Annotated in this window: 22 protein-coding genes; 15 read left to right on the top strand and 7 right to left on the bottom strand. The window is 64.5% G+C overall.

Features of this window, described 5'->3' with window-relative positions; all coding sequences use genetic code 11:
- Positions 1-47: 47 nt before the first annotated feature.
- Positions 48-1,130, bottom strand: a complete 1,083-nt coding sequence (locus ACVIIW_RS33200) for a lysylphosphatidylglycerol synthase transmembrane domain-containing protein (RefSeq protein ID WP_456704554.1) — start codon at positions 1,128-1,130, stop codon at positions 48-50.
- A gap of 430 nt (positions 1,131-1,560) precedes the next feature.
- Here ACVIIW_RS33200 and ACVIIW_RS33195 point away from each other — a divergent pair, with 430 nt between their 5' ends.
- On the top strand, positions 1,561-2,067 hold the full coding sequence (locus ACVIIW_RS33195) for a YciE/YciF ferroxidase family protein (protein ID WP_456704553.1): 507 nt from the start codon (positions 1,561-1,563) through the stop codon (positions 2,065-2,067).
- Positions 2,068-2,132: 65 nt separating this feature from the next.
- On the opposite strand, the gene ACVIIW_RS33190 is transcribed toward ACVIIW_RS33195, so the two are convergent.
- The gene (locus ACVIIW_RS33190) at positions 2,133-2,789 is read right to left on the bottom strand and encodes an MFS transporter (RefSeq protein WP_456704552.1); all 657 of its coding nucleotides are present in this window, start codon (positions 2,787-2,789) and stop codon (positions 2,133-2,135) included.
- 272 nt (positions 2,790-3,061) lie between these two features.
- Here ACVIIW_RS33190 and ACVIIW_RS33185 point away from each other — a divergent pair, with 272 nt between their 5' ends.
- Both ACVIIW_RS33185 and ACVIIW_RS33180 read left to right on the top strand, forming a co-directional pair.
- Complete coding sequence (locus tag ACVIIW_RS33185; RefSeq protein WP_456705330.1) at positions 3,062-4,453, top strand: MFS transporter; 1,392 nt, start codon at positions 3,062-3,064, stop codon at positions 4,451-4,453.
- A gap of 105 nt (positions 4,454-4,558) precedes the next feature.
- Complete coding sequence (locus ACVIIW_RS33180; RefSeq protein ID WP_456704551.1) at positions 4,559-6,958, top strand: bifunctional diguanylate cyclase/phosphodiesterase; 2,400 nt, start codon at positions 4,559-4,561, stop codon at positions 6,956-6,958.
- A 4-nt stretch (positions 6,959-6,962) separates the two neighbouring features.
- On the opposite strand, the gene ACVIIW_RS33175 is transcribed toward ACVIIW_RS33180, so the two are convergent.
- Positions 6,963-7,397, bottom strand: a complete 435-nt coding sequence (locus ACVIIW_RS33175; protein WP_456704550.1) for a hypothetical protein — start codon at positions 7,395-7,397, stop codon at positions 6,963-6,965.
- Positions 7,398-7,457: 60 nt separating this feature from the next.
- Here ACVIIW_RS33175 and ACVIIW_RS33170 point away from each other — a divergent pair, with 60 nt between their 5' ends.
- Positions 7,458-8,045 carry a hypothetical protein gene (locus tag ACVIIW_RS33170; protein ID WP_456704549.1) on the top strand — a complete coding sequence of 196 codons (588 nt, stop codon included), beginning with the start codon at positions 7,458-7,460 and terminating at the stop codon, positions 8,043-8,045.
- A gap of 86 nt (positions 8,046-8,131) precedes the next feature.
- Positions 8,132-8,710: a YdcF family protein gene (locus tag ACVIIW_RS33165; RefSeq protein WP_456704548.1), complete on the top strand. Its 579-nt coding sequence runs from the start codon at positions 8,132-8,134 to the stop codon at positions 8,708-8,710.
- Positions 8,711-8,724: 14 nt separating this feature from the next.
- Here the strand turns inward: ACVIIW_RS33165 and ACVIIW_RS33160 are convergent, their stop codons facing one another.
- Entirely contained in the window at positions 8,725-10,068 is a 1,344-nt protein-coding gene (locus ACVIIW_RS33160; protein ID WP_456704547.1) for an aminotransferase-like domain-containing protein, read from the bottom strand.
- A 184-nt stretch (positions 10,069-10,252) separates the two neighbouring features.
- On the opposite strand from ACVIIW_RS33160, the gene ACVIIW_RS33155 reads away from it, so the two are divergent.
- On the top strand, positions 10,253-10,489 hold the full coding sequence (locus ACVIIW_RS33155) for a DUF1127 domain-containing protein (RefSeq protein ID WP_456704546.1): 237 nt from the start codon (positions 10,253-10,255) through the stop codon (positions 10,487-10,489).
- A gap of 267 nt (positions 10,490-10,756) precedes the next feature.
- Here the strand turns inward: ACVIIW_RS33155 and ACVIIW_RS33150 are convergent, their stop codons facing one another.
- Positions 10,757-11,182, bottom strand: coding sequence for a universal stress protein (locus ACVIIW_RS33150; protein WP_092228165.1), 426 nt, complete (start codon positions 11,180-11,182; stop codon positions 10,757-10,759).
- Between the two features lie 54 nt (positions 11,183-11,236).
- Positions 11,237-11,773 (bottom strand): SixA phosphatase family protein, encoded by a 537-nt coding sequence (locus tag ACVIIW_RS33145; protein WP_456704545.1) that lies wholly within the window; start codon positions 11,771-11,773, stop codon positions 11,237-11,239.
- Between the two features lie 92 nt (positions 11,774-11,865).
- On the opposite strand from ACVIIW_RS33145, the gene ACVIIW_RS33140 reads away from it, so the two are divergent.
- The 9 genes from ACVIIW_RS33140 to ACVIIW_RS33100 all read left to right on the top strand — a co-directional run bounded on the left by ACVIIW_RS33140 (position 11,866) and on the right by ACVIIW_RS33100 (position 25,458).
- Entirely contained in the window at positions 11,866-13,329 is a 1,464-nt protein-coding gene (locus ACVIIW_RS33140; RefSeq protein WP_456704544.1) for an NAD(P)/FAD-dependent oxidoreductase, read from the top strand.
- A gap of 87 nt (positions 13,330-13,416) precedes the next feature.
- Positions 13,417-13,929 carry a peptide-methionine (R)-S-oxide reductase MsrB gene (gene msrB / locus ACVIIW_RS33135; RefSeq protein ID WP_456704543.1) on the top strand — a complete coding sequence of 171 codons (513 nt, stop codon included), beginning with the start codon at positions 13,417-13,419 and terminating at the stop codon, positions 13,927-13,929.
- Between the two features lie 179 nt (positions 13,930-14,108).
- Positions 14,109-16,382 (top strand): flagellar hook-basal body complex protein, encoded by a 2,274-nt coding sequence (locus ACVIIW_RS33130; RefSeq protein WP_456704542.1) that lies wholly within the window; start codon positions 14,109-14,111, stop codon positions 16,380-16,382.
- 34 nt (positions 16,383-16,416) lie between these two features.
- Positions 16,417-18,297 carry a flagellar hook-associated protein FlgK gene (flgK, locus tag ACVIIW_RS33125; protein WP_456704541.1) on the top strand — a complete coding sequence of 627 codons (1,881 nt, stop codon included), beginning with the start codon at positions 16,417-16,419 and terminating at the stop codon, positions 18,295-18,297.
- An 18-nt stretch (positions 18,298-18,315) separates the two neighbouring features.
- Positions 18,316-20,229, top strand: coding sequence for a flagellar protein (locus ACVIIW_RS33120; protein ID WP_456704540.1), 1,914 nt, complete (start codon positions 18,316-18,318; stop codon positions 20,227-20,229).
- A gap of 73 nt (positions 20,230-20,302) precedes the next feature.
- Positions 20,303-21,085, top strand: a complete 783-nt coding sequence (locus ACVIIW_RS33115; RefSeq protein WP_456704539.1) for a hypothetical protein — start codon at positions 20,303-20,305, stop codon at positions 21,083-21,085.
- 10 nt (positions 21,086-21,095) lie between these two features.
- On the top strand, positions 21,096-22,700 hold the full coding sequence (locus ACVIIW_RS33110) for a hypothetical protein (RefSeq protein ID WP_456704538.1): 1,605 nt from the start codon (positions 21,096-21,098) through the stop codon (positions 22,698-22,700).
- A gap of 17 nt (positions 22,701-22,717) precedes the next feature.
- Positions 22,718-23,965: a hypothetical protein gene (locus ACVIIW_RS33105; RefSeq protein WP_456704537.1), complete on the top strand. Its 1,248-nt coding sequence runs from the start codon at positions 22,718-22,720 to the stop codon at positions 23,963-23,965.
- Positions 23,962-25,458 (top strand): pyridoxal phosphate-dependent decarboxylase family protein, encoded by a 1,497-nt coding sequence (locus ACVIIW_RS33100; protein ID WP_456704536.1) that lies wholly within the window; start codon positions 23,962-23,964, stop codon positions 25,456-25,458. The genes ACVIIW_RS33105 and ACVIIW_RS33100 overlap by 4 nt, the downstream gene beginning before the upstream one ends.
- A gap of 69 nt (positions 25,459-25,527) precedes the next feature.
- On the opposite strand, the gene flbT is transcribed toward ACVIIW_RS33100, so the two are convergent.
- Positions 25,528-25,953: a flagellar biosynthesis repressor FlbT gene (flbT, locus tag ACVIIW_RS33095; RefSeq protein ID WP_456704535.1), complete on the bottom strand. Its 426-nt coding sequence runs from the start codon at positions 25,951-25,953 to the stop codon at positions 25,528-25,530.
- Positions 25,954-26,131: the final 178 nt, after the last annotated feature.

The raw sequence follows: 26,131 nt of genomic DNA, 5'->3' as shown, positions 1-26,131 counted from the left end.
GCAACCTCTTGTCTGCAGAGCTCCCGGAACGTAAGCGTCGGCCGGCCTTAACGCTTGCTGGCCTGACGCACCAGCCGCTCGCGCTCCATCGGCGTCACCTCCTTGGGCAGATTGGCCTGCGCGCAGGCTTCCGCCAGCCGACGGCGCTCCTGCCAGGGCCGGACCACATTCATCCAGAGCTCGCGGGTGCCCATGATGGAGATGGCGAGACCAAACGGGATCACGAAATAGAGGATGCGGAAGACCAGCAGCGTCGCCAGCAGCTGCTCGCGCCCGAATTCGGGCAACGCCACCAGCATGGCGGCGTCGAACACGCCGATCGAGCCGGGGGCATGGCTGGCGAAGCCCAGGAGCGTCGCCAGGATGAACACCACGGCGAGGGACAGGAAGTCGATCGGCGGATTGGCCGGAACCAACAGGTACATCGCCAACGCGCAAAATCCGAGGTCGACCACGCCGATCAGGATCTGCACCAGCGTCAGCGGCGCCGACGGCAGCACCACCTTCCAGCCCTTCTGGCCGAGCTCGCGGCGCTTCTCGCCCATGCAAAGCCAGACCAGATAGGCGCCGATCGAGGCGAGGCCGCCGATCGCGATCAGACGATTGATCGACGATGGCAGCTGATCCATGTAGGAAGCTGCATCCGGATGGATCGACATGCCGATCGAGAGCACGAAGATGTTACCGAGCCAGAAGGTCAGGCCGGAGAGGAAGCAGATTTTTGCGACGTCGATCGCGTTCAGCCCGTAATCCGAATAAATCCGGAAACGGATCGCACCGCCCGTGAACACGGTGGCGCCGATGTTGTGGCCGATCGAATAGGACGTGAAGCTGGAGAGTGCTGCGATGCGATAGGGCACGTGTTTCTTGCCTATCGTTCGCAGCGCAAAAAAATCGTAGAAGGTCAGCGTACAGAACGCCAAGAACACGCAGAGCGCAGCCAGGCCGATATTGCCACGAGGGATATCGGCAAGCCCCGTGAGGATGGCGTTCCGATCGATCCCATGGAGCGTTCGCACGAGCGTGGTGACCGCGAAGGCGATGATCATCACGCTCGCGGCAATGCCCAGCCGTCGCCAGCCGATCCATCTCGTGAAGCCGCGTTTCAGCGCGGGCAGCAGTCCGTGCATTCATCCTCCCGGCAGGGGGCAAGGCCGACCGGGCCAGACATTGGACGGTCGGTTGCGATCACTGCCCGAACTGGGCGTCGATCGCTAGGCATGATGTAGCTCATTTAAGGCAAAAACAGAGACTTGTGCAGCCCTTGACAAGGACGGGATCCGCACGGAAGCGGCTCGTTTTGTCATATCTGGTTCACATGGGGCGCACGTTAAGCATATGAGTCGAGCGTCAGGCTTCGATCGCGCGTCGGTATGTTCAGATGGTTTTCACATCCCCCCGCTGCAAGCATTGTTCCGGCGCAAAAGGCTGAGGGTTTCCTTTGGAACGACGGCGCCGTCGACAGGTTAGCGCCCCATCAGCAACCGAACACGGCGAAGCAAGCGGCTTTCGTGCAAGCCTGTGCCCGTCGTGTTCCCGAGACCCGCGAGGATCAGAACGATGGGACTGTTCACAAAAGACATCAAGACCATGAACGACCTGTTCGTGCATCAGCTACAGGATATCTATTACGCCGAGCAACAGCTCACCAAGGCGCTGCCGAAAATGGCAGATAAGGCGACGGATCCGCAGCTGAAGCAGGGCTTTTTGACGCACCTTGAAGAAACCAAGCAGCACGTCACGCGGCTCGAGGAAGTATTCAAGATGCACGGCGCCCAACTGAAGGCGGTCGATTGTCCGGCCATCGACGGCATCATCGAGGAGGCTGATGAAACCGCGGGCGACGTCGCCGACAAGGCGGTGCTCGATGCGGCCCTGATCAATGCGGCGCAGGCCGCCGAACATTACGAGATCGTTCGCTATGGCAGCCTGATCGCCTGGGCCAAGCAGCTCGGCCGCACCGACTGCGCCGCGGTGCTCGCCAAGACACTCGAGGAAGAGAAGGCGACGGACAAGAAATTGACATCGCTGGCCGAGAGCAAGGTGAACCTGAGGGCAGCGAGCTAACAGCGAGATAGCTTCCGCCTGGAGACGCCGTGCATTCCGCACGGCGTCGCTTTTTTCGGCTGCGCCTAGCCGGCCTGGTATTTCAGGCCGAACACCAGCGCGACCAGCGCGAACATCGCAATGGTCACGGCGAAGACCAGGCTCGCCACAGTCGAGCTGATCAGGGTCGCGAGGACGCCGATACCGATCACCGGAAGCGCGTTGCCGAGAAAGCAGCAGATGAAATAGGCCGAGACCACTTCGGCGCGGCGGTCATCCGGTGCGATCTGGTTCACCACCTGAAGGCTGCCGCGATAACCGAGGCCCGCTGCTACGCCGCAGATCGCGGTCGCCGCGATCATGACGCCGAGTGATTCTGCGAATTGTGCGGTGACGAGCAGGGCTAGGCTCGGCAGCATCAGGCCGATCGACCACAGCATCGCGGCGCGGCTCGACAGCGCCGCCGGCCGACCTGATCGGACATCCGGCCGAAGATCATGAGTGCCGTCAGGTTTCCGACGACGTAGGATCATGAGTGCCGTCAGGTTTCCGACGACGTAGACGGCGTAGATCAGGGTCAACGTGATCTGCGAGAAACCCAGCTGTTGTTTGTAGATGACGTAGAGCGGGGTTGCGACCGTGCTGCCGGCGAACAGTGCGCCGATCAGGCAGGAGACAGCAATGACGGTTGCGGTCTTGCCGAACTGTGATCCTGCAACCGAGGGAACCGAGACTCTTGCCATGACTGTCGGCTCCATGACTGTCGGCTCCATGACTGTCGCTGCCTCGACGAGCAGACAGGCGGCTCAACACGAAGCAATCTGACGTTGTTCCCATGCCTCTGCGCCGAGCGGACCTGCATCGCGGGCAGAGCGTCGCGAGTTTCCGGGGCTGATTACAATCGACTTCGCGGCGACGTTTCGATCAGAACCGAAGCGTTGTCACGCAACGAAGGCCTAACGGTGGCGTTCCCCCTCCAAACACGAGGTGGATCATGTCGGCAGAATTTCTTCAGATGGATTCCTTTCCGAAAGCGTGGAGCAGGCGAGGTGCGCAAGCATCGTCCGCTCTGACACTCACTGCAATGAGCCTCGGCTATGGTGTGGTGCAGCTCGACGTCACCATCGTCAACACCGCACTCGACGCGATGGGCAAGTCGCTCGGTGGTGGCGTCGCCGAGTTGCAATGGGTGGTCAGCGCCTACACCATCGCCTTTGCTGCCTTCATCCTGACCGCCGGCGCACTCGGCGACCGGATCGGTGCCAAGCGCATCTTCATGGCCGGGTTTGCGATCTTCACCGCGGCCTCGCTGGCTTGTGCGCTGTCTCCCAACGCCGTTGTGCTGATCTGTGCACGGCTGGTTCAGGGGTTGGCAGCGGCAATCCTGGTGCCGAATTCGCTGGCGCTGCTGAACCACGCCTATGCGGATGATCGTGCGCGCGGACGTGCGGTCGCGGTCTGGGCCGCCGGCGCAAGCCTGGCGCTGACTGCAGGTCCCTTCGTCGGCGGCGCGCTGATCACGCTGGTCGGCTGGCGCGCCATCTTCCTGGTCAATCTGCCGATTGGCCTCGCCGGCCTGTGGCTGAGCTGGCGATATGCGACCGACACGACGCGGGCGCGCTCGCGGGAGATCGATCTGCCTGGCCAACTCACTGCGATCGGTGCGCTCGGGTCGTTGGCTGGTGCGATCATCGAAGCCGGTGCGCTTGGATGGGCACATCCCGCGGTGATCGCGGCATTCGTAGGCTCGGCCGTCCTCGCGGCGCTGTTCGTCTGGCGCGAGAGCCGCACGGCGCAGCCGATGCTGCCGCTGTCCTTGTTCGGTCACCGGCTGTTTGCCCTGACCACGATCGTCGGTCTCCTCGTCAATATCGCGATCTACGGCCTGATCTTTGTGCTGAGCCTCTACTTCCAACGGATCAACGGCTTGTCGGCGTGGTGGACCGGACTTGCCTTCGTGCCGATGATGGGCGCGGTGCTGCCGGTCAATCTGCTGGCGCCGCGCATTGCCGAGCGCATCGGCCCGTGCCCGACCATCGTCGTCGGTGCCTCGATCTCCGCGCTCGGCTGCCTCGGCATGGTCTGGATCGAGGCCGGGACGAGCTATTGGGCGATCTTTGCCCAGATGATCGCGATCAGCGGCGGGCTTGGCCTTTTGGTGCCGCCGCTAACCTCGACCTTGCTCGGAAGTGTCGAGAAAGCGCGCTCCGGTATCGCAGCCGGGGTCCTCAACGCGACCCGGCAGACCGGCAGCGTGCTCGGGGTCGCGCTGTTCGGCTCGCTGCTCACCTCCGACGGCGCCTTCATGAGCGGCCTTCACCAATCGCTCATCATCTCGGCGGCGGTCCTTCTGATCGCGGCGGCCGTGATCGGCCTGGGCGCGAGGGTGCCTGCACGGCCAATGTGAGCGGTCAGACACACTCCCCGTTCACCATTCCGGTAACCGGCGCACGGCCGGTTACCGACTGTCCATTTCTGCTGGTTCTAGTGCCCGGCAGGATAGGGGCCGGCAATGTATCAAGTTCTGTTTTGTCTCACGGACCAGCATGATTGGCGTCTGGTCGCACTCGGCGGCGCGGTCTGCCTGCTCGCGAGCGCGGCGGCAATCAGCCTGTTTCACCGGGCGCGTGCGGCGAACGGCGGTGCTCGCCTCGTGTGGATCACCCTCGACGCCGTCGTCGCTGGCTGCGGCATCTGGGCAACCCATTTCATCGCGATGCAGGCCTATGGGCCGGGCGCCGGTGGTGCCTACAACATTCCCGTGACGATCCTCTCGCTTATCTTTGCGATCGCGGTCACCTTCATCGGTCTCAGCATTTCGGTTTCGACCAGGCGCGGAGCTTTGGTCGCGCTTGGCGGGGCTGTCGTTGGCGGCGGTGTCGCTGCCATGCATTACACCGGAATGATGGCGTTCGAGATTCCTGCCCATATCAGTTGGACTGCGGGAACCGTCGCGGTATCGATCCTGCTCGGCGTCGTCTTTGGATCGAGTGCCCTGTTCGTCGCGGGACGAGGCGATAATCTGTCCAACGCGCTTGCCGCCACGGTCCTGATGACGGTTGCCATCGTCTCGCACCATTTCACCGCGATGGGCGCACTGCAGTTGACGCCCGATCCGACGCTTGCGATCAGCGGTCTTTCGATCCCGCCGGCCTCGTTGTCCATCCTGACCGCCAGCGCGGCCGTCGCCATTATCGTTATCGCGCTCGCGGCCGCCGTGCTCGACCGTCGCTCCAAGGGCGAGATCGGGCGCCAGCAGGTCGTGCTCGACACCGCGCTCGAGAACATGTCGCAGGGACTGTGCATGTTCGATGCGGAAGGCAAGATCATCCTGTTCAACGAACGCTATGCGGCGATGCTTGGCCGCTCCGACATGCAGCTCACCGGCCGTGTTCTGCGCGACATTCTCCGCGAGGAAGCGGCGAAAGGGCAGTGGAATGGCGATCCCGAGCAATTCTTCGCGCGCCTCGTCGCCGATGCCCGGCAGGGGCGCACGACGACGGACGTCGTTCGCCGGTTCGACCGCTCGATCCGTGTCGTCAACCAGCCGATGCAGGGTGGCGGCTGGGTCGCCACCTTCGAGGACATCACGGAATGGCTGGAGGCGCAGGCCAAGATCTCGCACATGGCGCGCCACGATGCGCTGACCAACCTGCCGAACCGCGTGCTGTTCCACGAGCAGCTCGAACAGGGCTTGCGCCGGGCGGGTTCGAACGACCAGCTCGCGGTGCTCTGCCTCGACCTCGATCATTTCAAGGACATCAACGACTCGCTTGGTCACCCGATCGGCGATGCGCTGCTGAAGGAGGTCGGCCGCAGGCTGAAGGCGACCGTCGGCGAGCACGACACCGTGGCCCGCCTCGGCGGCGACGAGTTCGCCGTGGTCCAGATCGGTCGCTCCGAAGAGGCTGCCGCGCGGGCGCTTGCCCGCCGCCTCGTCGAGGTGATCTCCGCGCCTTACGAGATCGACGACCATCAGATCGTGATCGGCGTCTCGATCGGCATTTCGCTGTCGCCGCAGGACGGCAGCAATCCTGATGAGCTCTTGAAGAACGCCGACCTGGCGCTGTACCGCGCCAAGGCCGACGGCCGCGGCACCTATCGTTTCTTCGAGACAGGCATGGATGCGCGCGCGCAGGCGCGGCGCCTGCTCGAAATGGATATGCGGGCTGCGCTCCAGCGCGACGAGTTCCAGCCCTATTACCAGCCGATTCGCGACGTCGCCAGCGATCGTGTCGTCTCGTTCGAGGCATTGCTGCGCTGGAACCATCCGCAGCGCGGCCTGATCTCGCCTGTCAGCTTCATTCCGCTTGCCGAGGAGACCGGCCTTATCGTCCAGCTCGGTGAACTCGTGTTGCACGGCGCCTGCGCCGATGCCGCGACCTGGCCTGACGACGTCGGCGTCGCCGTCAATCTGTCGCCCGTGCAGTTCCGGAACCCGAACCTGATCGCATCCGTGACGGAGGCGCTGGAGAAATCAGGGCTCGCGGCGAACAGGCTCGAGCTCGAGATCACCGAATCCGTGCTGCTGCAGAACAGCGAGGCGACGCTGACCACCTTGCACGACCTGCGCGCCATGGGCGTGCGGATCTCGCTCGACGATTTCGGCACCGGCTATTCCTCGCTGAGCTATCTGCGCAGCTTCCCCTTCGACAAGATCAAGATCGATCGTTCTTTCGTGTCCGAGCTCGCCACGCGCGAGGATTCGGTGGCGATCATCCGCGCCGTGACCGGCCTGGGCCGCAGCCTCGGCATCGTCACCACGGCGGAGGGTGTCGAGAATGACGCGCAGCTGGAGCTGCTTCGGCGGGAAGGCTGTACCCAGGCGCAGGGCTTCCTGTTCAGCAAGCCGCGGCCGGCCTCCGATATCGCGATGATGCTGAAACGGCCGCTGCTGCGCGCGTCGGCCTGAGGAGCTAGCCGCGGCGTAGCGCGAAATGCGCGCCACAGAACGCCATCACCGCGCCGAGACACAGCGCCGCGAGACCGGCAAGCACGCCCGAAATGGTCGGAAGCGGGCTCGGCGCCGCGGCGGCCTGTCCGGCGCCGGCAAGCAGGAGCACGCCGACCGCGATCAGGAATTGCCGCATCCTCTGCGGAATTTGGCCGGAGACGGCGCTTTGCATCAATGTCGCCGTGAAATAGCCGCCGGAGAATCCGACAGATGCGATCAGCCACCAGGCGATCGCAGCACCGGTCGGCATGAACTCATGCGTGTCGGCGCGCCAGAGCCCGCCGAGGTCGAGCCCGTAGCGTGCACCCAGCATGTGCACCGCGAGCGCGAGCAGCACGCCCGCGATGACGGCGGCCCCGAGAATCAGGCGGCGCGGAAAATAGATCGTCTCAGCCATGCCTCGCTTGTAGGATGGCGGAGGGCGATTGCGCAAGCGGATCGCGGACGGGATTGAGCGATGCAGGTGTCGGACGGGTATGGCGGGGCGGTCACGAGCTATGCCTACAAGGCGTCGCTGATCGGTTCGGCGCATCGCTTCGAGCTGACCGACGAGGGATTGTCGTGGCGCATCGCCGGGCGCTCCGGCCTCTGGCGCTATGACGAGATCAGTGCAATCAGGCTGTCGTTCCGCCCGGTCTCGATGCAGCAGCACCGCTTTCGCGCCGATATCAGCCGCGTCGGAGGCGGTCGCATTGCGATCCTGTCGACGAGCTGGCAGACCGCGGCGCTGATGGCGCCGCAGGACAGCGGGTTTCGCGATTTTCTCGTCGAGCTTCACGCGCGGTTGGCGAAGGCCGGCAGCCGCGCCGAGCTTACCGCCGGTCTCGGCGTCAAGACCTACGTGGCGGTGTTGGCATTCCTGGCGCTGCTGGCCGTGGCGATGACCGGACTGTTGATCCGCGCGCTCTTGATCGGCGAATTCGCCGGCGTGCTGTTCATCCTCGGCTTTGCCGCGCTGTTCGCCTGGCAGGTTGGGGGCTTCGTGCAACGCAACAGGCCGCGTGCCTACAGCTTCGACCAACTGCCTCGCTCCCTGCTGCCTTAGGGCTTGCAATCCGCCGCAATGAAAATTGACTTCGCAGCCGCGCGCCGGTCCCGCATCGTGGTGCGATGACATCTGGGAATCGCAGCATGCGCCTGCCGACGGCGGACGAGATCGCCGGGATCAACCGCACCCATCTCGTCGATACGCCGCTTCGGCCGGCCGATTTGCTGTTCGTGTTCGGCACCCGCGAGGACGTCGCGCTTCGCGTCGAGACCGCCGCCCAACTGTGGCGTGACGGGTATTTCCGCTGGTCGATTGTCAGCGGCGGTGTCACCTCAGGCTCGGAGCAATCCGAGTGCACCATCATCAAGGCGGCGATGGTCGCTGCGGGCATTCCGGCGGACCGGACCCTCGAGGAGCATCGCGCCACGAACACCGGTGAGAACGTGATCTTCTCGCTGCCCATCATCGATGCGGCGCTGGGACTGCGCAACATCCGCAGCGTGATCTGCCTCGGCAACACCTGGACGGCGCGGCGTTATCCGATGACGCTGCACCGGCACTGGCCGGAGGTGACGAAACTGCTGCTCACCGTCGATAGCTTTACGACACCGCGCGCGCTTTGGCACACCGACCCTGAGTTTCGCCGTCGTATCCTGCACGAATGGGACAAGATTGAGCCGTACAAGGCGAGGGGATTCATCGCGGAATGGCCGGAGCGCTGAGCGCTTCCCGCGCGTTATTCCGTCGAGTCGAAATCCTCCTCCTTGGTGCCGAGCAGCGACACGATCGTGCGCAGGCCGGAATCGAGCTGCTCGAAGGAGGGCGGGGCGAGCGCCAGGCGCACCGCGTTCGGGGCGTGGCCATGCGCGACCGCGAAGGTCGAGGATGGGGTCAGCGCGATGCCGCGCCGGGCTGCCGCGGCAACGAATGTCTGCGAACGCCAGTGCGGCGGCAGCGTCAGCCAGAGATGATAGGAGCGCGTGTCGGCGGCGACCTGGTAGCCGGCGAGCAGCCGTGCCGCGGTCTGCTGGCGCCGCGCGGCGTCGATGCGCTTCAGCCGCGTCAACTCGGCAACGGTGCCGTCGGCCATCAACCGCTGGCCGGATGCGAGCGCGTGGCCCGAGGCGATCCAGCCGCCCGTGCGCACCGCGCTCATCACGCTTTCGCGCAAATGAGGCGGCGCAACGAGGATACCGAGCGCAAGCCCCGGCGCCACTTTCTTGGAAAGGCTGTCGAGCACGATGCAGCGGTCCGGCCCGAGCGCTGCGAGCGGAGTGTCGTCTGCGAGGAAGCCGTAGACGGTGTCCTCGATGATGGTGAGATCGAGCTTCTCGGCGACCCGCATGATGTCGGCGCGCCGCGTCGCGTTCATGGTGACGCCGAGCGGGTTCTGGATGATGGGCTGGAGATACAGCGCCGACAGATGCGCTTCGCGGTGCGCCTTCTGGATCGCGTCGGGCCGCGCGCCATGTTCGTCCATCGGGATCGGCACCAGCGTGATGCCGAGCCGAGCGGCTATGCTCTTGATGTAAGGGTAGGTGAGGGCTTCGACGCCGCAGCGGCCGCCGGTCGGAACCAGAGCTGCGAGCGCGGCCGCGAGCGATTGCTTGCCGTTGGCGGTGAACACGATCTGCTCGGCCTGCGGCGCAAAATCCTTGCGCGCGAGATAGGCCGCGGCGGCATTGCGGGCGCTCTTCGTGCCGGTGCTGGTCGAGGCGCGCAGCACGGATTCCAGGGCGTCGACGCGCTCCAGTCCGGCGAGGCTCTTGGCGATCATCGCCCATTGCTGCGGCAGCAGCGGATAATTGACCTCGAAATCGATGCGCGCATCGCGCGGCTCGGCGATGCTCTCGACTTCGCGCCTGATGTCGCCGGAGATGAAGGTGCCGCGTCCGACTTCGCCGACCACCAGGCCCCGGCGCAACAGCTCCGTATAGACCCGGCTCGCGGTCGAGACCGCGATGCCGCGATCATAGGCAAAATTGCGCTGCGGCGGCAGCCGGTCGCCGGCCCTTAACGTGCCGTTAGAGATATCTGCGGCAATGGCATCCGCAAGCTTCACGTACTCGAACTTGGACATTATTGCACCGAGAGCAATGTTTTTCTTGCTCCGAGTAATGTACCGGAGCATTTAAGTTCCATCAAGGTCCGCGATTAGCCGGGGAGAGCGAGAGCAATCCGACGGCAAAGAAGGTGCAAGCGCTCAAGCGTTTGCGCCAACGGCATCTGCATCGCCGCGCGGGACTTCAGGCCGGAGAAGAAACATGACCATGATCTCGCAAACTGCCGGGCGGAGTTTACGCCCATCCTCGTCGAGCGGATTTTTTGCCAGGCTCGTCAACGCCGCCTACGCGCTGTTCGACAGCCTTGAGCGCCGCACCGCCATCAAGACGCTGAGCGAACTCGACGACCGCGCCTTGCGCGACATCGGGATCAACCGCAGCCAGATCGAAGACGCCGTCTACGGCCAGTTCAAAGCCGAACTGACGCGGTATCTGTGAGGCGCCTTGCCTGAGTCCCGGATGCGCTGCAGCGTTCTGACGCTGCTGCGCAGCCGTTACATCAAGCGCGCGTCGGCCTTCGGCCGGTGCTAAACTCGCAATGACGGGGTGGCGAGGTCTCGGACCAGCATTGTCAGCATCAGGCCAACGCGACCTGACCCCACAAACCTCCACACGCTCGATCGTTCTCGGACCGGTCGGGCTTGCGGCGAGCGGGACCCCGTAGGTCCATCTCCGCCACCACTGCCTCACGACATTGCTCCGAGCTTAGTGCCGCACCACGAGCACCGAGCATTTCGCGTAACGCACCACGTGCCCGGCGTTCGATCCGAGGAAATAGGTGCGCATCGCAGGCCGGTGCGAGGTCATGACGATCAGATCGGCCTTCATCTGCGCGGCTTCCTCCAGGATCTCGTGATAGATGCCGCCCTGGCGAACGACGCTGGAGATATGGGAGGCGTCGATGCCGGATTCGCGCGCGACGATGGCGAGTGCCTCTTCCGAGGTCTGGCGCTGCTGCTCGTCGAAATCGGCCGGGACGTATTCCGCCAGCATCACGGGCGTCATGGGCAGCACGTTGAGCAGCCGGATCGATCCGTTCCAGTTCTGCGACAGCGTCGTCGCGGTCGCGATCGCAGGCTTTGCCAGATCGGTGTCGGCGAGGTCGATGGGTACGAGGATGGACTTGAACATCTGCGCCTCCCTAATGACCAAGCTGGATCAACATGGAGAAGGCGCCAGCGCGTCTCACCCCAGTCGAAGCAACTTGGGGCTGACGAACAGCACCAGTTTGCCGCGGCGGTAGGCCACGTCACTCCAATCCTTGACGGCAAAGTCCAGGATCGCAAGCCCCGCGGTGGGCAGATTGTCGGCGAGCGACTTGGCGGCTGCCGGATCGCCGCCGCCCATCAGCATCAGGGCAGCCTCGTGCATGCCTGGATTATGCCCGACCAGCAGCAATTGCCTTGGGTTGGCCGGGACGGTTGCGGTGCGAACGGTTTCGAGAATCCGCGCGGGGTCCGCGCCGTAGAGTTCCGGCATTATCTCGACCTCAGGCGCTGCGACGCGGTCCTTCATTGCCTCCCAGGCGATGTCCCAGGTTTGCCGGGCGCGGACCGCATGCGACACCAGCACCATCTCGGGGACTGGCTGATGGGCAGCGATCCAGTCGCCCATCTCGGCGGCATCCCGCTGGCCCCGATCGTCGAGCCGGCGGTCCTGGTCGCGGCCGCTCGGCGCGTCCGTCTCGGTCTTGGCGTGACGCAGCAGCATCAAACGGCGCATGGCATTCTCGAATCGTTCCACATCTTGAATAATGTACAGGCGCCCGTTGAGGACAAGGTGACAAGCGCCCGATTGGTATCTTAAGAAACGCTATGAGCGAGACTTTCACAAGCGTGTCCCAGGAAGAAGCCGGCTTTCGCGAGCGTGTCCGGCTGTCCTTCGATCTTGACGCCGATATCTGCATTATCGGGGCAGGGCTCGCGGGCCTTTCCATCGCGCTTGAGGCGGCCCGGCTCGGGGCTAGCGTCGCGGTGCTCGAAGGCCGCCATATCGGCTGGAACGCCTCCGGCAACCAGCTCGGCACGGTGATGCCCGGTTTTGCGCTGCCGCTCACCGAGCTGATCGAGCGCATCGGCTTCGAGGACGCCATCGAATTGTGGATGCTCTCCAAGCAGGGCGCCGAGTTCGTGCGCGCCAATGCCAGCGAAGAAAACATGCCTGATATCGGCCTCACCGACGGCGTGCTCGAGGTCTCCAACGTCGATGCCGGCGATCGGCTGATCAGCCGGCTGCAGATGCTGAATGAGGATTTCGACACCGAGGCCGAGGGCTGGCAGGTCGATCGCGTTCGCGCGGCGCTCAAGACCGATCGTTATTTCCACGGCGTCCACTACCCCAAAGCGTTCCAGGTCGACGGCCGCAGATATGTCCACGGCCTCGCCGCGCTGGCGCGGCGCGCGGGTGCGCGCATCTTCGAGGATACGCCCGTCGTCAGCATCGATCATTCCGGTATCCGCAAGCGCATCGTGACGCCCTCGGCACGGCTGCGTGCCAGCCAGATCGTGCTCGCCGGCAACATTCATCTCGGCGCGCCGTTGCGGCGGCTGTCGGAGACGCTGCTGCCGGTCTGGCGCTATGCCGGCATCACCGCGCCGCTCGGCGATCGCGTGCACGAGATCATCGGCTTCAAGGGATCGGTGATGGATTCCGATGGCATCGATCATTTTCGCATCGTCGACGGTGACCGCCTGATGTGGGAGAGCCCGGAGACGACCTGGGCCGTGCGGCCGCAGCGCTTTGCGGGCAGCGTCAAGCGACGGATCCGGTCGATCTTCCCTGAGCTCGGCAACGTCGAGATATCAGAAACGTTCGGCGGCGCCACCGGGCAGACCGTGCACGGCATGCCGCAGATCGGAGAATTGCGCAAAGGTCTGTGGGTGGCGAGCGGGTTCGGCCGCCAGGGCATGAACATTTCAGCCATGTCCGGGCAGCTGATCGCGCGCGGCATCCTGTCGGGCGACGACCGATGGAAACTGTTTTCGCCATTCGAACTGGTCTGGGCCGGCGGCAGCGCCGGGCGGGTTGCCGGCCAATTGGTCGGCCTATGGGGCAGGGCGAGTTCCGCTGCCGCGGGGTCGCTTGCGCGCTATCGCGAGCGGGCACGGGTAAAGGACCGGAAACGCGAGGCCAGGCTCGCTGAGGCCAACCGGGCTGCTGGCATCGGTCCGCGCCGTCAACCCTCAGGGGTTCGGCCGCGTGTGGCCCCGCCGGCGCCGCAGCCGGCTGCGCGGGAGGTAGCGGAACCGGTTGCCCAGGAGCAGGGCGTCTCGCAATAAGGGCGCGAAAAATTCCGCCTGGACGTGTAACATCGGCCGTTAGGGCCCGTATCTCAGGGCATGGACTCCCTGCGCACGGAGAATGAGATGTTTGACCGCCGCATCCTGCTAACGACCGTCGCCGGCCTGTTTGGCCTTTCGGCCTTCCGCTGGCTGAGAGCAACGCCGGCGCAGGCTGGGGAGAAAGCCGCGCAAAAATTCGAGATCGAGAAGACCGACGCCGAGTGGCGTGCGCAATTGACGCCGCAGCAATATGAGATCCTTCGGAAGGAGGGCACCGAGCGGCCCGGCTCCAGCCCGCTGCTGAACGAGCATCGCAAGGGCATCTTCGCCTGCGCCGGCTGCGACCTGCCGCTGTTTGCGTCCGAGACCAAGTTCGAGAGCGGCACGGGCTGGCCGAGCTTCTACCAGCCGATCGAGGGCAATGTCGGCAAGACCGAGGACCGCACCTTCGGCATGGTGCGCACCGAGGTGCACTGCCGCCGCTGCGGCGGCCATCTCGGTCACGTCTTCGATGACGGTCCGAAGCCGACGGGATTGCGCTATTGCATCGACGGTTTCGGGCTGGTCTTCCACCCCGCGACGCCGTCGGCGACCTGAGGTTTGTTCCCGGCAATTGTTGCCGGTCCGGCAATTATGCCCCGGTCATCGGATCGGGGCATATCTATTTAAGTCGTTGATTTCATGAGAATACCCGCATTGGCATAGGCCTTGCGACGTCTCCTCCGACTGCGGCCATTGGTCTGCCGGCCGCCGAGATCGGATTTGGAGACAAAGTTATGGGTATCTTCGATGCAATGAACACCTCGGTGGGTGGCCTGCAGGCGCAGTCCTACGCGCTTCAGAACATCTCGGGCAACATCGCGAACTCGTCGACCACCGGTTACAAGGGCATCGGGACCAGCTTCGAGGATCTCATTCCCGACGCCTCCGTGCCGAGCAAGCAGGTTGCCGGCGGCGTCACCGCGCACGCGCAGGCGACCATCACCACCCAGGGCACGATCTCGTCCTCCTCCGTCGCCACCAACATGGCGATCACGGGCGACGGTTTCTTCTCGGTGCAGAAGGCCACCGGCGTCGTCGACAACGTGCCCGTGTTCGACGGCGTCAACTATTACACCCGTCGCGGCGACTTCCAGATCAATTCCAACGGCAACCTCGTCAACGGCGCCGGCTATTATCTGATGGGCGTCGCGGTTGACTCGAAGACAGGCAACCCGACCGGCAGCGTCCCGACGGTGCTGCAATTCCAGAACAACTTCGTTCCGGCGCAGGCGACGACCGCCATCCAATATGCGGCGAACCTGCCGTCCGTGCCTAACACGGTGGCGAGCCAGACGGCGGTGAGTGGGTCTCTGCTCGCAGCAGGCGGCCTCAACCCGTCCGATTTCGGAGCCAATCCGCTGATCTTCGGCACGCCGCAGCCGCCCTTTGTCAGCGTGGGAGTTCCGGGTTCGGCTGCCACCGGCAATCTCCGCTCAGCCTATACCGCAACCACTGCAACCGGCTCGGCGGCCCTGCTGGACAGCTCTTCAGCCGCGGCCACCAGCGCCACGTCGCTCGATTCGGCCACCACCCCGCATCTGAACACGACGCTCCTGAGCAGTCTGGCCGGCACGCAGATGATCGTCGGAAGCCAGACGATCAAGTTCGATAACACCGTTTCCGGCTCCTCGACCTTGGGCAACACGACGACGATCGGTCTGCTCTCGCCCACCGGCTCAAAGATGTCCGACATCCTGAACGCGATCGTGGCCGGCGCCGGCGGCGTGCCCGCCGCGGCGTCGATGACGTCGGCCGGTAACATCCAGATCACAACGAACACCACGCAAGATATTACGGTCACCGGCGCTGCGGCCGGTTTGCTCGGCATCAGCAGTGTGACTCGCGGCGGCAACGTGCTGTCCACGCCCGCGATCACCGGCGCAACCTTGTTGGGCGGCGCTGCGACGCCTGGAGGCTCGGAAGTCCTCTCAACCGGTTTTGTCGCCAACGATACCATCATGGTGGACAATCAGCCGCTGACTTTCGTCTCCACGGCCCCGCCCATCGCCAACCCGAACCAGATCAGCGTCAGCGATTCCGTCTCAACGCTGCTCAACAAGATTGACGCTCTGAGCGGCGCGGCAACCTCTACGAACTCCTCGATCTCTAACGGAGTGATCACGCTGCAAACCGGCATCACCAATCCCACCCTGACGGTGACCAGCAACAACACCGGCGCCTTCGCCGCGCTCGGCTTCTCCTCGACGGTCCAGAAGAACCGCGGCGGCGGCGGCACTACCGGTACGGGCGGCGTGCAGGGCAACGACATTGCGACCTTCACCAAGGAGTCGATCAGTGGCGGCGCGGTGACAGCCTACAACGCGGCCGGTACACCGGTGAATCTGCAATTGCGCTGGGCCAAGACCGACAGCGCCTCGCTGCCTGGCGGAGGGCATACCGACACCTGGAACTTGTTCTACCAGACCGACCCGAATGCTACGGGCTCGGCGGTCGGTTGGGTGAATGCGGGCCAGTCCTTCACCTTTGCCGCTGACGGCTCGCTCACCTCGCCAGCCGGTTCCGGCATCACGCTGAGCAACGTCACCGTCGGCGGACAATCGCTTGGCTCGGTTGCCCTCAACATCTCTTCGGGCGCACTGACGCAATATGCCAGCACCAGCGGCGCGGTGACGATCAACACGATCACGCAGAACGGCTACGCCGCCGGTCAGCTCCGTTCGGTCGCCGTCAGCAACAACGGTCTCGTGGTCGGTACCTTCTCCAACGGCCAGAACCTCGATCTCGCCCAGGTGACGCTGTCGCACTTCAACGGCACCAACTACCTCAAGGCGATGGACGGCGGTGCCTATGCCGTGACCGACCAGTCGGGACCGGCGATCGCCGGTGCTTCGGGCACCATCAGCGGTTCGTCGCTGGAAGGATCCAACACCGACATCGCCGACGAGTTCACCAAGCTGATCGTGACCCAGCAGGCCTATTCGGCCAACACCAAGGTGATCACGACGGCGAATTCGATGGTCCAGGATCTTCTGAACGTGTTGCGCTGATCGGCGCGCAACGTAACCGAAGGCGGCAAGTAAGATGGGTTTGAGTTCAGCCCTTGCCAGTGCGATGAGCGGTCTGCGCGCCAACCAGGCTGCGCTCTCGATCGTGTCGTCGAACGTCGCAAACTCGCAGACGCCGGGTTACGTCGCCCAGACGCCGAACCAGATCGAAGTCACCACCGGTGACTTCGGCTCGACGGCGAAGACGACGGGCGTCAGCCGCGACATCGACAGCTATGTGCAGAACCAGCTGCGCACCGAGACCGGCGGCAGCGGCTACGCCGATCAGATGGCCAACATTCTGAAGCAGCTTCAGAGTGTCTACGGCACGCCCGGCAACAGCGGCACGCTCGAAAACGCGCTGAACAACTTCACCTCTTCGCTGCAGGCGCTTTCTACCAATGCCGGCTCCTCGTCGGCGCAGACCGTCGCGCTCGGTGCGGCGCAGTCACTGGCAACGCAGCTCAACGTCACCACCAAGGGCATCCAGTCTCTGCGCTCGAACGTCGAGCAGGATCTCGGCACCTCGTCCCAAGCCGCCAATGCCGCGCTGAACCAGATCGCCGACATCAATACCAAGCTTCAGGGCCTCGCGCCGACCGACCCGTCCGCGGCGACGCTGATGGACCAGCGCGACCAGGCGATCAACTCGCTCTCGAAATATGTCGATGTCCGCGTCACCACCGACGGGTCGAACCAGGCCAACATCTACACCACCACAGGCATCCAGCTGGTCGGCGCGGGGCTCGCCTCGCAATTCTCGTTCGCATCTGTCGGCGCGCTGTCGGCGACGTCGCTCTACAACGTCGACCCGGCCAAGTCCGGGGTCGCCGCGCTCACCATCAAGCTGCCGAACGGCTCGTCCATCGACGTCGCCGGCAACAATGTCGTCTCCTCCGGCCAGATCGCGGCCGACCTGAAGCTGCGCGACCAGACGCTGGTGCAGGCGCAGAACCAGATCGACCAGCTCGCCGCGACGATGTCGAGCGCGCTGTCGGACAAGACCACGGCGGGAACCACCGTCGCCGGACCGCCCGCCGGCTTCGATATCGATCTCGCCGGCGCGCAGCCCGGCAACACCGTCAACATCACCTATACCGACTCCACCAACACCCAGCGCCAGGTTACCCTGGTGAACGTGACCGATCCGACGGCGTTGCCGCTGCCGAACGGCACCAATGCCAATCCGGTGCAGATCGGCATCAATTTTTCAGGCGGCATGGGCGCCATAGCAGCGGCGCTCAACGGCGCGCTCCCGGGCTCGCATCTGTCGTTTTCCCCGGCGCCGTCGCCTGCGAGTGCGACGACGCTGCGCGTCACCGATGACAATTCCGGCCTTGCCAAGGTCACAGCGGCGTCGAGCAGCAAGACGGTCTCGTCGCTGACCTCGGGCGGTCCGCAACTGCCGCTGTTCACCGACGGCGGCCAGGCACTCTATACCGGCGCGATCACGGGATCCGGCTCGCAGATGACCGGCCTTGCCGGCCGGATCGCCGTGAACACGCAGCTCACCGCCGACCCCACCAGGCTGTCGATCTACAGCACCTCGCCGGTGACGCCCACGGGCGATACGACACGATCGGACTATCTCTACTCGCAGCTTACCACCACGACTTATTCCTATTCGCCGCAGACCGGTCTCGGCTCCGCGAGCCAGCCGTTCACCGGCAGCATCTCGAATTACCTGCAGCAGTTCCTGAGCGTCCAGGCCAACGCCTCGACCCAGGCGACCGCGCTCCAGCAGGGCCAGAGCGTCGTCGTATCGACGCTGCAGGCCAAGTTCAACTCGACCTCCAGCGTCAATCTGGACTCGGAGATGTCGAACCTGATCCAGCTTCAGAATGCCTATGCCGCCAACGCTCACGTGATGTCGGTGGTGCAGAGCATGATGAATACGTTGATCCAGGCTCAAGGGTAGTCAGTAGGGCTCTGAAACATGTCGATCAGCAGCATCAATTACGGCTCGTCGGTCCTCGGCGCACAGATCCGCAACATCAACCAGCAGCTCACCGACCTGTCGACGCAGCTCTCGACCGGCAAGCTGTCGCAGAACTACTCCGGCATGGGCACCAACGAGGGCTTTGCGATCGCCTCGCGCGCGCAGCTTTCGAACATCGCCGCCTATACCGACACGATCACCAACGTCAACGTCAACATCAACCTCGCCAACACGGCGCTGCAGTCGCTGACGACGATCCGCAACACGGTGCAGACGGGCTCGGCCACCAGCTCGCAGGATCTCAACGTCAACGGCCAGACGGTGGCGCAGAACACCGCCGCCGCGCAGTTCGGCTCGATGGTCGGCGTGCTCAACACGCAGTCAGGCAACCGCTATCTGTTCTCCGGCACCGCCTACGATACCCAATCGGTCGCCAATGCCGGCGACATCATCAACGGCACCACGACGCAGGCGGGCCTGAAGACGGTGATGGCGGAACGCCAGGCCGCTGATCTCGGCGCCAACGGCATGGGGCGGCTGGTGCAGTCGCAACCGACCACCACCTCGGTGCAGGTGGCGGAGGACAGCCCGGCATCGCCGTTCGGGTTGAAGATCTCAGCGGTCTCCTCGAACCTGACGGGCGCAACGGTCACAGGTCCGAGCGGCTCGCCGGTGTCGTTCTCGGTCAATTTCGGCGCCACGCCTCCCAGCAACGGCGACAAGATCAGTGTGCAGTTCTCGCTGCCTGATGGTTCGACCGAGCAGGTCGACCTGACCGCGAGCACCGCAACGCCGGTGCCGGTCGGCAGCTTTGCGGTCGACACCGGTAATCCCTCGGCCGTTCCGCCGGTTGCGCCCAACCCGGTCACCACGGCGACCAACTTCAACACCGCGCTGAACACCGCCATCACGAAGCTCGCCAACACGTCGCTGGTGGCGGCATCGGCCGTGACCGCCGGCGACAATTTCTTCAACACCGACAGCTCGGCGATCGGCGCTGCCAAGAACAACCAGGCAAGCCCTGCGGCACCGATCAGCGGCACCACCGCGCTCTCGGGCACGGCGCCCTCCGACTCGATCTCGCCGGGCTTCTCGGCCGGCGACAGCATCACCATCAACGGCACCACGGTGAGCTTCGTTGCCTCAGGCGCGACCGGCAACCAGCTCAACGTCACCGACAGCATCCAGACCCTGATGAGCAAGATCGACCAGATCACGGGCACCTCGAAGCCATCGGCAATCCATGGCGGCTCGATCACCATCAACACCGACAATGCCGCGACCTTGAGCATCTCCGGGTCGACGGCGGGCGCGACCGCAGCGCTCGGCGCGCTGGGCTTCGCGTCGTCGCCGATCGCCGCGACGCAACCGCCGTTGCGCGTGGGCTCATCGCCGGCGAGCTCGGCGACGACGCTGGTGAACGGCTCGGCCACAACGGTGAAATGGTACACCGGCAATGACGGGCCGGGCTCGGCGCGCTCGACCGCGGTGGCACGGGTCGACGATTCGGTCACGGTACAATATGGCGCGCAGGCCGACGAGGACGCGATCCGCAAGCAATTGCAGGCGATCGCCGTGTACGGCACGTTCTCGACCTCGCCGACCGGGCAATATTCGGGTGGGGCGGTCGCAGCCCTGAGCCTGCGCACCACGCAGGCGCTGACGCCGCAGCAGGGCCAGCAGAAGATCGAGGACATCCAGACCGACATCGCGATGGCCCAGAACACCATGAAGGACGCGACCACGCGCCAGACCCAGGCCAAAGCGCAGCTGCAGACCATCGTCGACCAGGCGGAGTCCGCATCGCCCGATCAGGTCGCGAGCGAAATCCTGTCGCTTCAGAACGCGCTGCAGGCGTCCTACCAAACTACCGCCAATCTCGCGCAGCTCTCGCTGGTCAAGTACCTGTAGCGGCGCATTAAGGCGCCATTAACCATGCCTGTTTACCTCTTGGAGAGGATTTAAGCGGGGCGCGGAGCCGTCAATGTCGGACAAGATGCAATTGGTGGTGGCTACGCCCTGCTTCGGCGGCCAGGTGTCGAGCATTTACGCGAGCTCCATCTTCGCGCTCCAGCGCGCCGTGCACGGCATGTCCAATCTCGGGCTCAAGGTGCTGCTGCGTGACGGCGATGCGCTGATCACGCGCGCACGGGCCAATCTGGTCGCGATGTTCCTGGACGACCCCGATGCGACGCATTTCCTGTTCATCGATGCCGACATCGGCTTCAGGCCCGAGCAGGTGTTCCGGCTGATCGAATCCGGCGCCGATGTCGTCGCCGGCTGCTATCCGATCAAGCGGGTCAATTGGGACAAGGCGAAGAGAGCGATCCACGCCGGCCGCACCGACGTGACGGCGGCCTCGCTCGACTACGTGCTCGAGATCGAGGATCCTGATCGCATCGTGGTGGTCAACGGCTTTACCCGCGTGCGTTATGCCGGGACGGGTTTCCTGATGATCCGCCGCCAGGCGCTGGAGGTGATGTGCCGCCATCCCGATTACGCCAATCTGCAATTCTTCCGCGAGCATTCCCATGACTCGCTCGCCGCGAGCCAGAACCGGTTCGCGCTGTTCGAGTGCATGATCGATCCTGCGACCGGCACGTATCTCTCCGAGGACTTCGCGTTCTGCAAGCGCTGGACCGATATCGGCGGCGTGATCTGGGCCGATATCCAGAGCTCGCTCGATCATGTCGGGCCGTCGGTATTCCATGGCGATATCGCCTCGCAATTTGCGCCAGCCCCCGGGGCGGCGGCCGACGCGGCGTGAGTCAGTCGGGATGAGCATCGGCGCGTCCCGCCCCCCCGATATCGACCGCGCGTCCGAGCGCGGCTCGCGCTATCGCCTGCGCGACCTCTTCACTCCGCTGGATACCTTGCTCGTCTCCGGCGGAGATCGGCGACTGGCGCTCGACCCCCATGACCGCGTCAATGCCTATGGCTGCGCGGCGTCGCCCGAACCCGCGATCTGGAATTTCGCCTCGTCGACGGCATCGCCGATCTCGCAGGCGGCCTATGACCGCGCCGCGCTGGCACGCGAGGAGCTGGTGCACAAATCGTTGTTCGACGAAGTCGAGGTCGCCTTCGATCGGCGCTGCGAGGATATGCGCGACGAGCTGCGCGGCCATTTTCAGCTGCAGTCGAGCGTTGACGTGGTGTTCTCGGCGTCGGGCACGGACTCTCAGCTTCATGCCTTGTTCCTCGCGCGCGCGGTGCTCGGTGCGGCGCCGGTAACGATCGTGGTTGGCGCCGACCAGACCGGCACTGGCACCGTTCATAGCGCGCGCGGGCACCACTTCAGCACGATGACGGCGAGCGGCATCATCGTGCGCAAGGACGCTGCGATCGCGGGCCTCGCCGGCGACAGCATCGCGATCCCGCTGCTCGATGCAGCCTCCGGCCGTTCGATGCGTATTGACGCGGATGCGGAAGTCATGCGTGCCATCGAGAGCAGCCTGAAGCAAGGCCGGCGCGTTCTGTTGCACATCATGGATTCGTCAAAGCTCGGCTGGCGCGCGCCGAGCGCCGCCTGTCTCGATGAGATCGCGCAGCGCTGGCCGCGCAAGGTTCAGGTGGTCGTCGATGCCTGTCAGGCGCGGCTCGGCCGTCGGCGGCTGCGGTCCTGTCTCGATCGCGGTTACATGGTGCTGATCACGGGCTCGAAATTCTTTGGTGGCCCCGCCTTCAGCGGCGCGCTGCTGATGCCGAAGGGACTGTCCCGGGCGCTCGACCGGATCGAAGCGATCGCGCCTGGTTTCCTCGACTATGCGGGCCGTTGCGACTGGCCGATCGCCTGGAGGGCGCTACGCTCGCGCTTCGAGCGTCGTCCGAATTTCGGCCAATGGCTGCGCTGGGAAGCGGCGCTCGCCGAGATCGGCAGCCACTATGCCGTGCCCGGCGCGTTCCGCACCAGGACGCTCGCCGCGCTTGCGTCCGGCATCGAGAGGATGATCGCGTTATCGCCGTCGCTGCTCGCCATCCCGGCGCCCGCTGACACCGCCGATCCGGATGATGAAGAATTTGCGCAGCGTTCGATCTTTCCGTTCACGCCGTTGCGCGATGGCAAGCCGGTATCCATCGCCGACACCAGCGCTGTTCACCGTGCGTTGGAGCGCGATATGAATGATGCCATCGGCGGCAGCGCGGCCGACCGGCAGGTGGCAGCGCAGCGCTATCTCCTCGGCCAGCCGGTGCGGTTGGAGCAACCCGATGGCGTTCCGCGGGCTGCTCTGCGGCTATGCGTCGGTGCGCGGCTCCTAACCGACGCCTGGTCGCCCGACGGCGCGCAGGCGCAACGCAATGTGCAGCACATTCTCGATCGCATCGCCCATGCCCTGGTGAAGATCGAGCTGCTGCTCGACCGTACCGCCGCCGTGCCGGCATAGCCTTGTTGAGGTGTGAGATGTTGCATCCGCTTGCCGCGCCTGATTATGCCGATCGTATCGGCTTTGCGCATCTGACGCGCCAGGCCTTCGAGGGCGTCGATCTGCACCCCTTGCGCGCGCATCTGCTGGCGCGGATCGCGGAGGGGACGGCGCAGGCGGGCGAGGGGCTCGATCTGTCGCTGATTGCCCAGCTTCAGGGCGAGAAGGAGGCCGGGCTCCTGATCCAGTCCGAGGTGCTCTCCTTCCATCAGTTGTTTCGTACGCCGTCCAGCGCGCCGAAGCCGGGCCTGCGCCTGCTTGCGCTGGCGGCCGACATCGACATGGGCGGCAACACGCCGATCGAATTCCTGCTCGAAGGCTCCGATGTCGAGCTGTTGACGCTCTATGTGACCAAGACAAGCGGACTGCCGGATACGCTACCCGATCATGACGTTGCCATCGTGGTTGCGTCCGATTCCGAGGAATGCCGCGAACCGCTTGCGCTGATCGAAAAGGCTGCGCCGCGCTGGCCGCGACCGCTGCTCAATCGCCCGGAACGGATCGGCAATCTCGATCGCGACAAGCTGTTTCGGCTGTTGGCTGATATCCCGGGTCTCGACATTCCCGTCACCGCCCACGCCACCCGCGGGCAATTGACTGCTCTCTCGGAGGGGCGGATCGCCTGCAACGAGATCACGGGCGAGTTGCACTTTCCGATGATCGCGCGGCCGCGCGGCACCCATGCCGGCGTCGGACTTGCGAAGCTCGACGATGCGGCGGCGCTCGCGGCCTATCTTGCCGCGCGGGAGGAGCAGGATTTTTTCGTCGCACGTTTCGTCGACTATGCGGGTCCCGACGGCCTCTATCGCAAGATCCGGCTCGCCATGGTCGACGGCAAGCCCTATGCCTGTCATATGGCGATCGCCGATCGCTGGGACATCTGGTATCTCAACGCCTACATGGCGTTCAGTGAAAAGAAGCGCGCCGAAGAAGCGATCTTCATGCAGGATTTCGACAACTCCTTCGCGGTACGCCACAAAGGCGCGCTCGACGAAATGAGCCGGCGCGTCGGGCTCGATTATTTCATCGTCGATTGCGCCGAGAACCAGAGCGGCGAGCTTCTGGTGTTCGAAGCCGACAACACCGCGGTCGTCCACAACATGGATTCGCCACTTGTGTTTCCCTACAAGCCGCCGCAGATGCGCAAGATCTTTACCGCATTCACCGCGATGCTGTCGCGGCATGCCAAGCCGACTGACAAGGCCGGCGCCGTGAGCGCAGCATGAACGAGATCATCCGCAACACGCTGACCGGCGTCGCGAACGGATCGCTCGATCCGCAGGACTGGAGCGAGTTTCGCGCGCTGGCGCATCGCATGCTGGACGAAGCGATCGACGGCATCGCCAATGTCCGCGGGCGTCCGGTCTGGCAACCCATCCCCGACGCGGTTCGCGCCGCTGTGAGAACCGACCTGCCGCGCGAGGCAAGCGATCTCGCGGAGGTCTATCGCGAATTCTCCGAGCACGTTGCGCCTTACGCGACCGGCAATGTTCATCCCGGCTTCATGGGCTGGGTGCATGGTGGCGGCACCGCCGTCGGCATGGTTGCGGAAATGCTTGCGGCCGGCCTCAACGCCAATCTCGGCGGGCGCGATCACATGCCGATCGAAGTCGAGCGCCAGATCGTCGCGTGGATGCGCGGCCTGTTCGGCTTTCCGCAAGGTGCGAGCGGTATCTTCGTCACGGGTACGTCGATGGCCAATCTGATGGCCGTGCTGGTGGCGCGCACGAGCGCGCTCGGCGCGCCGGCACGGCAGCACGGCATCGGCAACGATGGCGCGCTGCTCACGGCCTATGCGTCGAAGGCTGCGCATGGCTGCATCTCCCGCGCGATGGACATTGCAGGATTTGGCACCGATGCACTCCGCAAGATCGATGTCGACGCCGATCATCGCATCGACATCGCCGCGCTGCGCGCGCAGATCGCCGTCGATCGCAATGTCGGCCTCAAGCCGTTCCTGGTCACCGCATCTGCCGGCACCGTCGACATCGGTGCGATCGACGATCTCAAGGCGGTTGCAGAGCTGTGTCGTGAGGAGGGGATCTGGTTTCACGTCGACGGTGCCTTCGGCGCACTCGCGATCCTCTCGCCCGAGCTCGCGCCGATGCTCGAGGGCATCGAGCTTGCGGACTCGATTGCGCTCGACTTCCACAAATGGGGGCAGGTGCCTTATGACGCCGGCTTTCTGCTGGTGCGCGACGGCGAAAGTCACAGGGCGGCCTTTGCGCAACCGGCGGCCTATCTCGGTCGCGAGGCGAGGGGGCTTGCGGCCGGCGCGGTATGGCCGTGCGATCTCGGTCCCGATCTGTCGCGCGGCTTCCGCGCGTTGAAGACTTGGTTCACGCTGAAGACGTTCGGCACAGACAGGCTGGGCGCGGTGATTGCGCGAAGCTGCGCGCTCGCGAAATATCTGGAAGCGCGTGTGCTCGCCGAGCCCCGGCTCGAGCTGCTCGCGCCCGTCAATCTCAACATCGTCTGCTTCCGCTACCGCGCCGAGGACGCGGTCAATCGCGAGATCGTCGCCGATATCCAGGAGTCCGGCATCGCGGCGCCGTCGAGCACGACGCTGGATGGCAAGTTCGCGATCCGCGCCGCGATCGTCAATCATCGCACCGCGGAGATCGATATCGACGCGCTGGTGGCGGCCGTGATCAGGTTCGGCGCGCAGCGAACAGGCGGATTGATCGAGGTCGAGGCGCCGCCGCTCGCCGCGCAATGACAGCGCTGGGCTGAAACGACAACGGCCCCGGAGATGAGCCGGGGCCGTCGTCGTTGAGGCGGTTTGCGATCAGGCGGCAGAGCTCACGTCAGCCTCGGGATGCGTGGCCTTGTATTGGTCCCGCAGCTTCTCTTCGTAGGCGATCAGCTTGCGGGCTTCTTTCAGCGCGCGGTAGAGATCGCCGCTCATGATGTTGTTGTTGATGCCCTCGATGATCGACCAGGAGCTCGGCACCGCGGTGACGATGTCGCGTACCAGGTTGAAATAGGTACCGTGCTGGGTCTGCGGATCCGGCGAGATGTACATCAACTGGACCGCCAGATAGACGAGCTTGGCAGGCGTATCGGCGGTCTCCGGGGTGAGGATGTCGCGCTCGCGCAGGATCGGCACGTTCTCGCCGTCGATCAGAAGGCGGGCGCGCTGGTCGGTGTTGGTTATCACGCAGTTACCGACGATGATGCGTTCGTGCGGTTTGAGCTCGACCTTGAGAGCCATGCCTGTTCTCCATCAACTCGTTCTTAACGACCGATCGGCGGCTCGGATGGCGAGGGCGATCAGCTCTGATCTGGAGCCAATCCTTGCGCAACATAGTTAACGGGTCGTGAACGATTTGGGCGGCGGCAGAAACATCAAATATTTCAATGGTGTCTACTGCTCTTTGATGCCGTCGTCG

It is taken from the genome of Bradyrhizobium sp. USDA 4449 (assembly GCF_054056275.1).
This window is presented reverse-complemented; position numbering and strand designations above follow the sequence as displayed.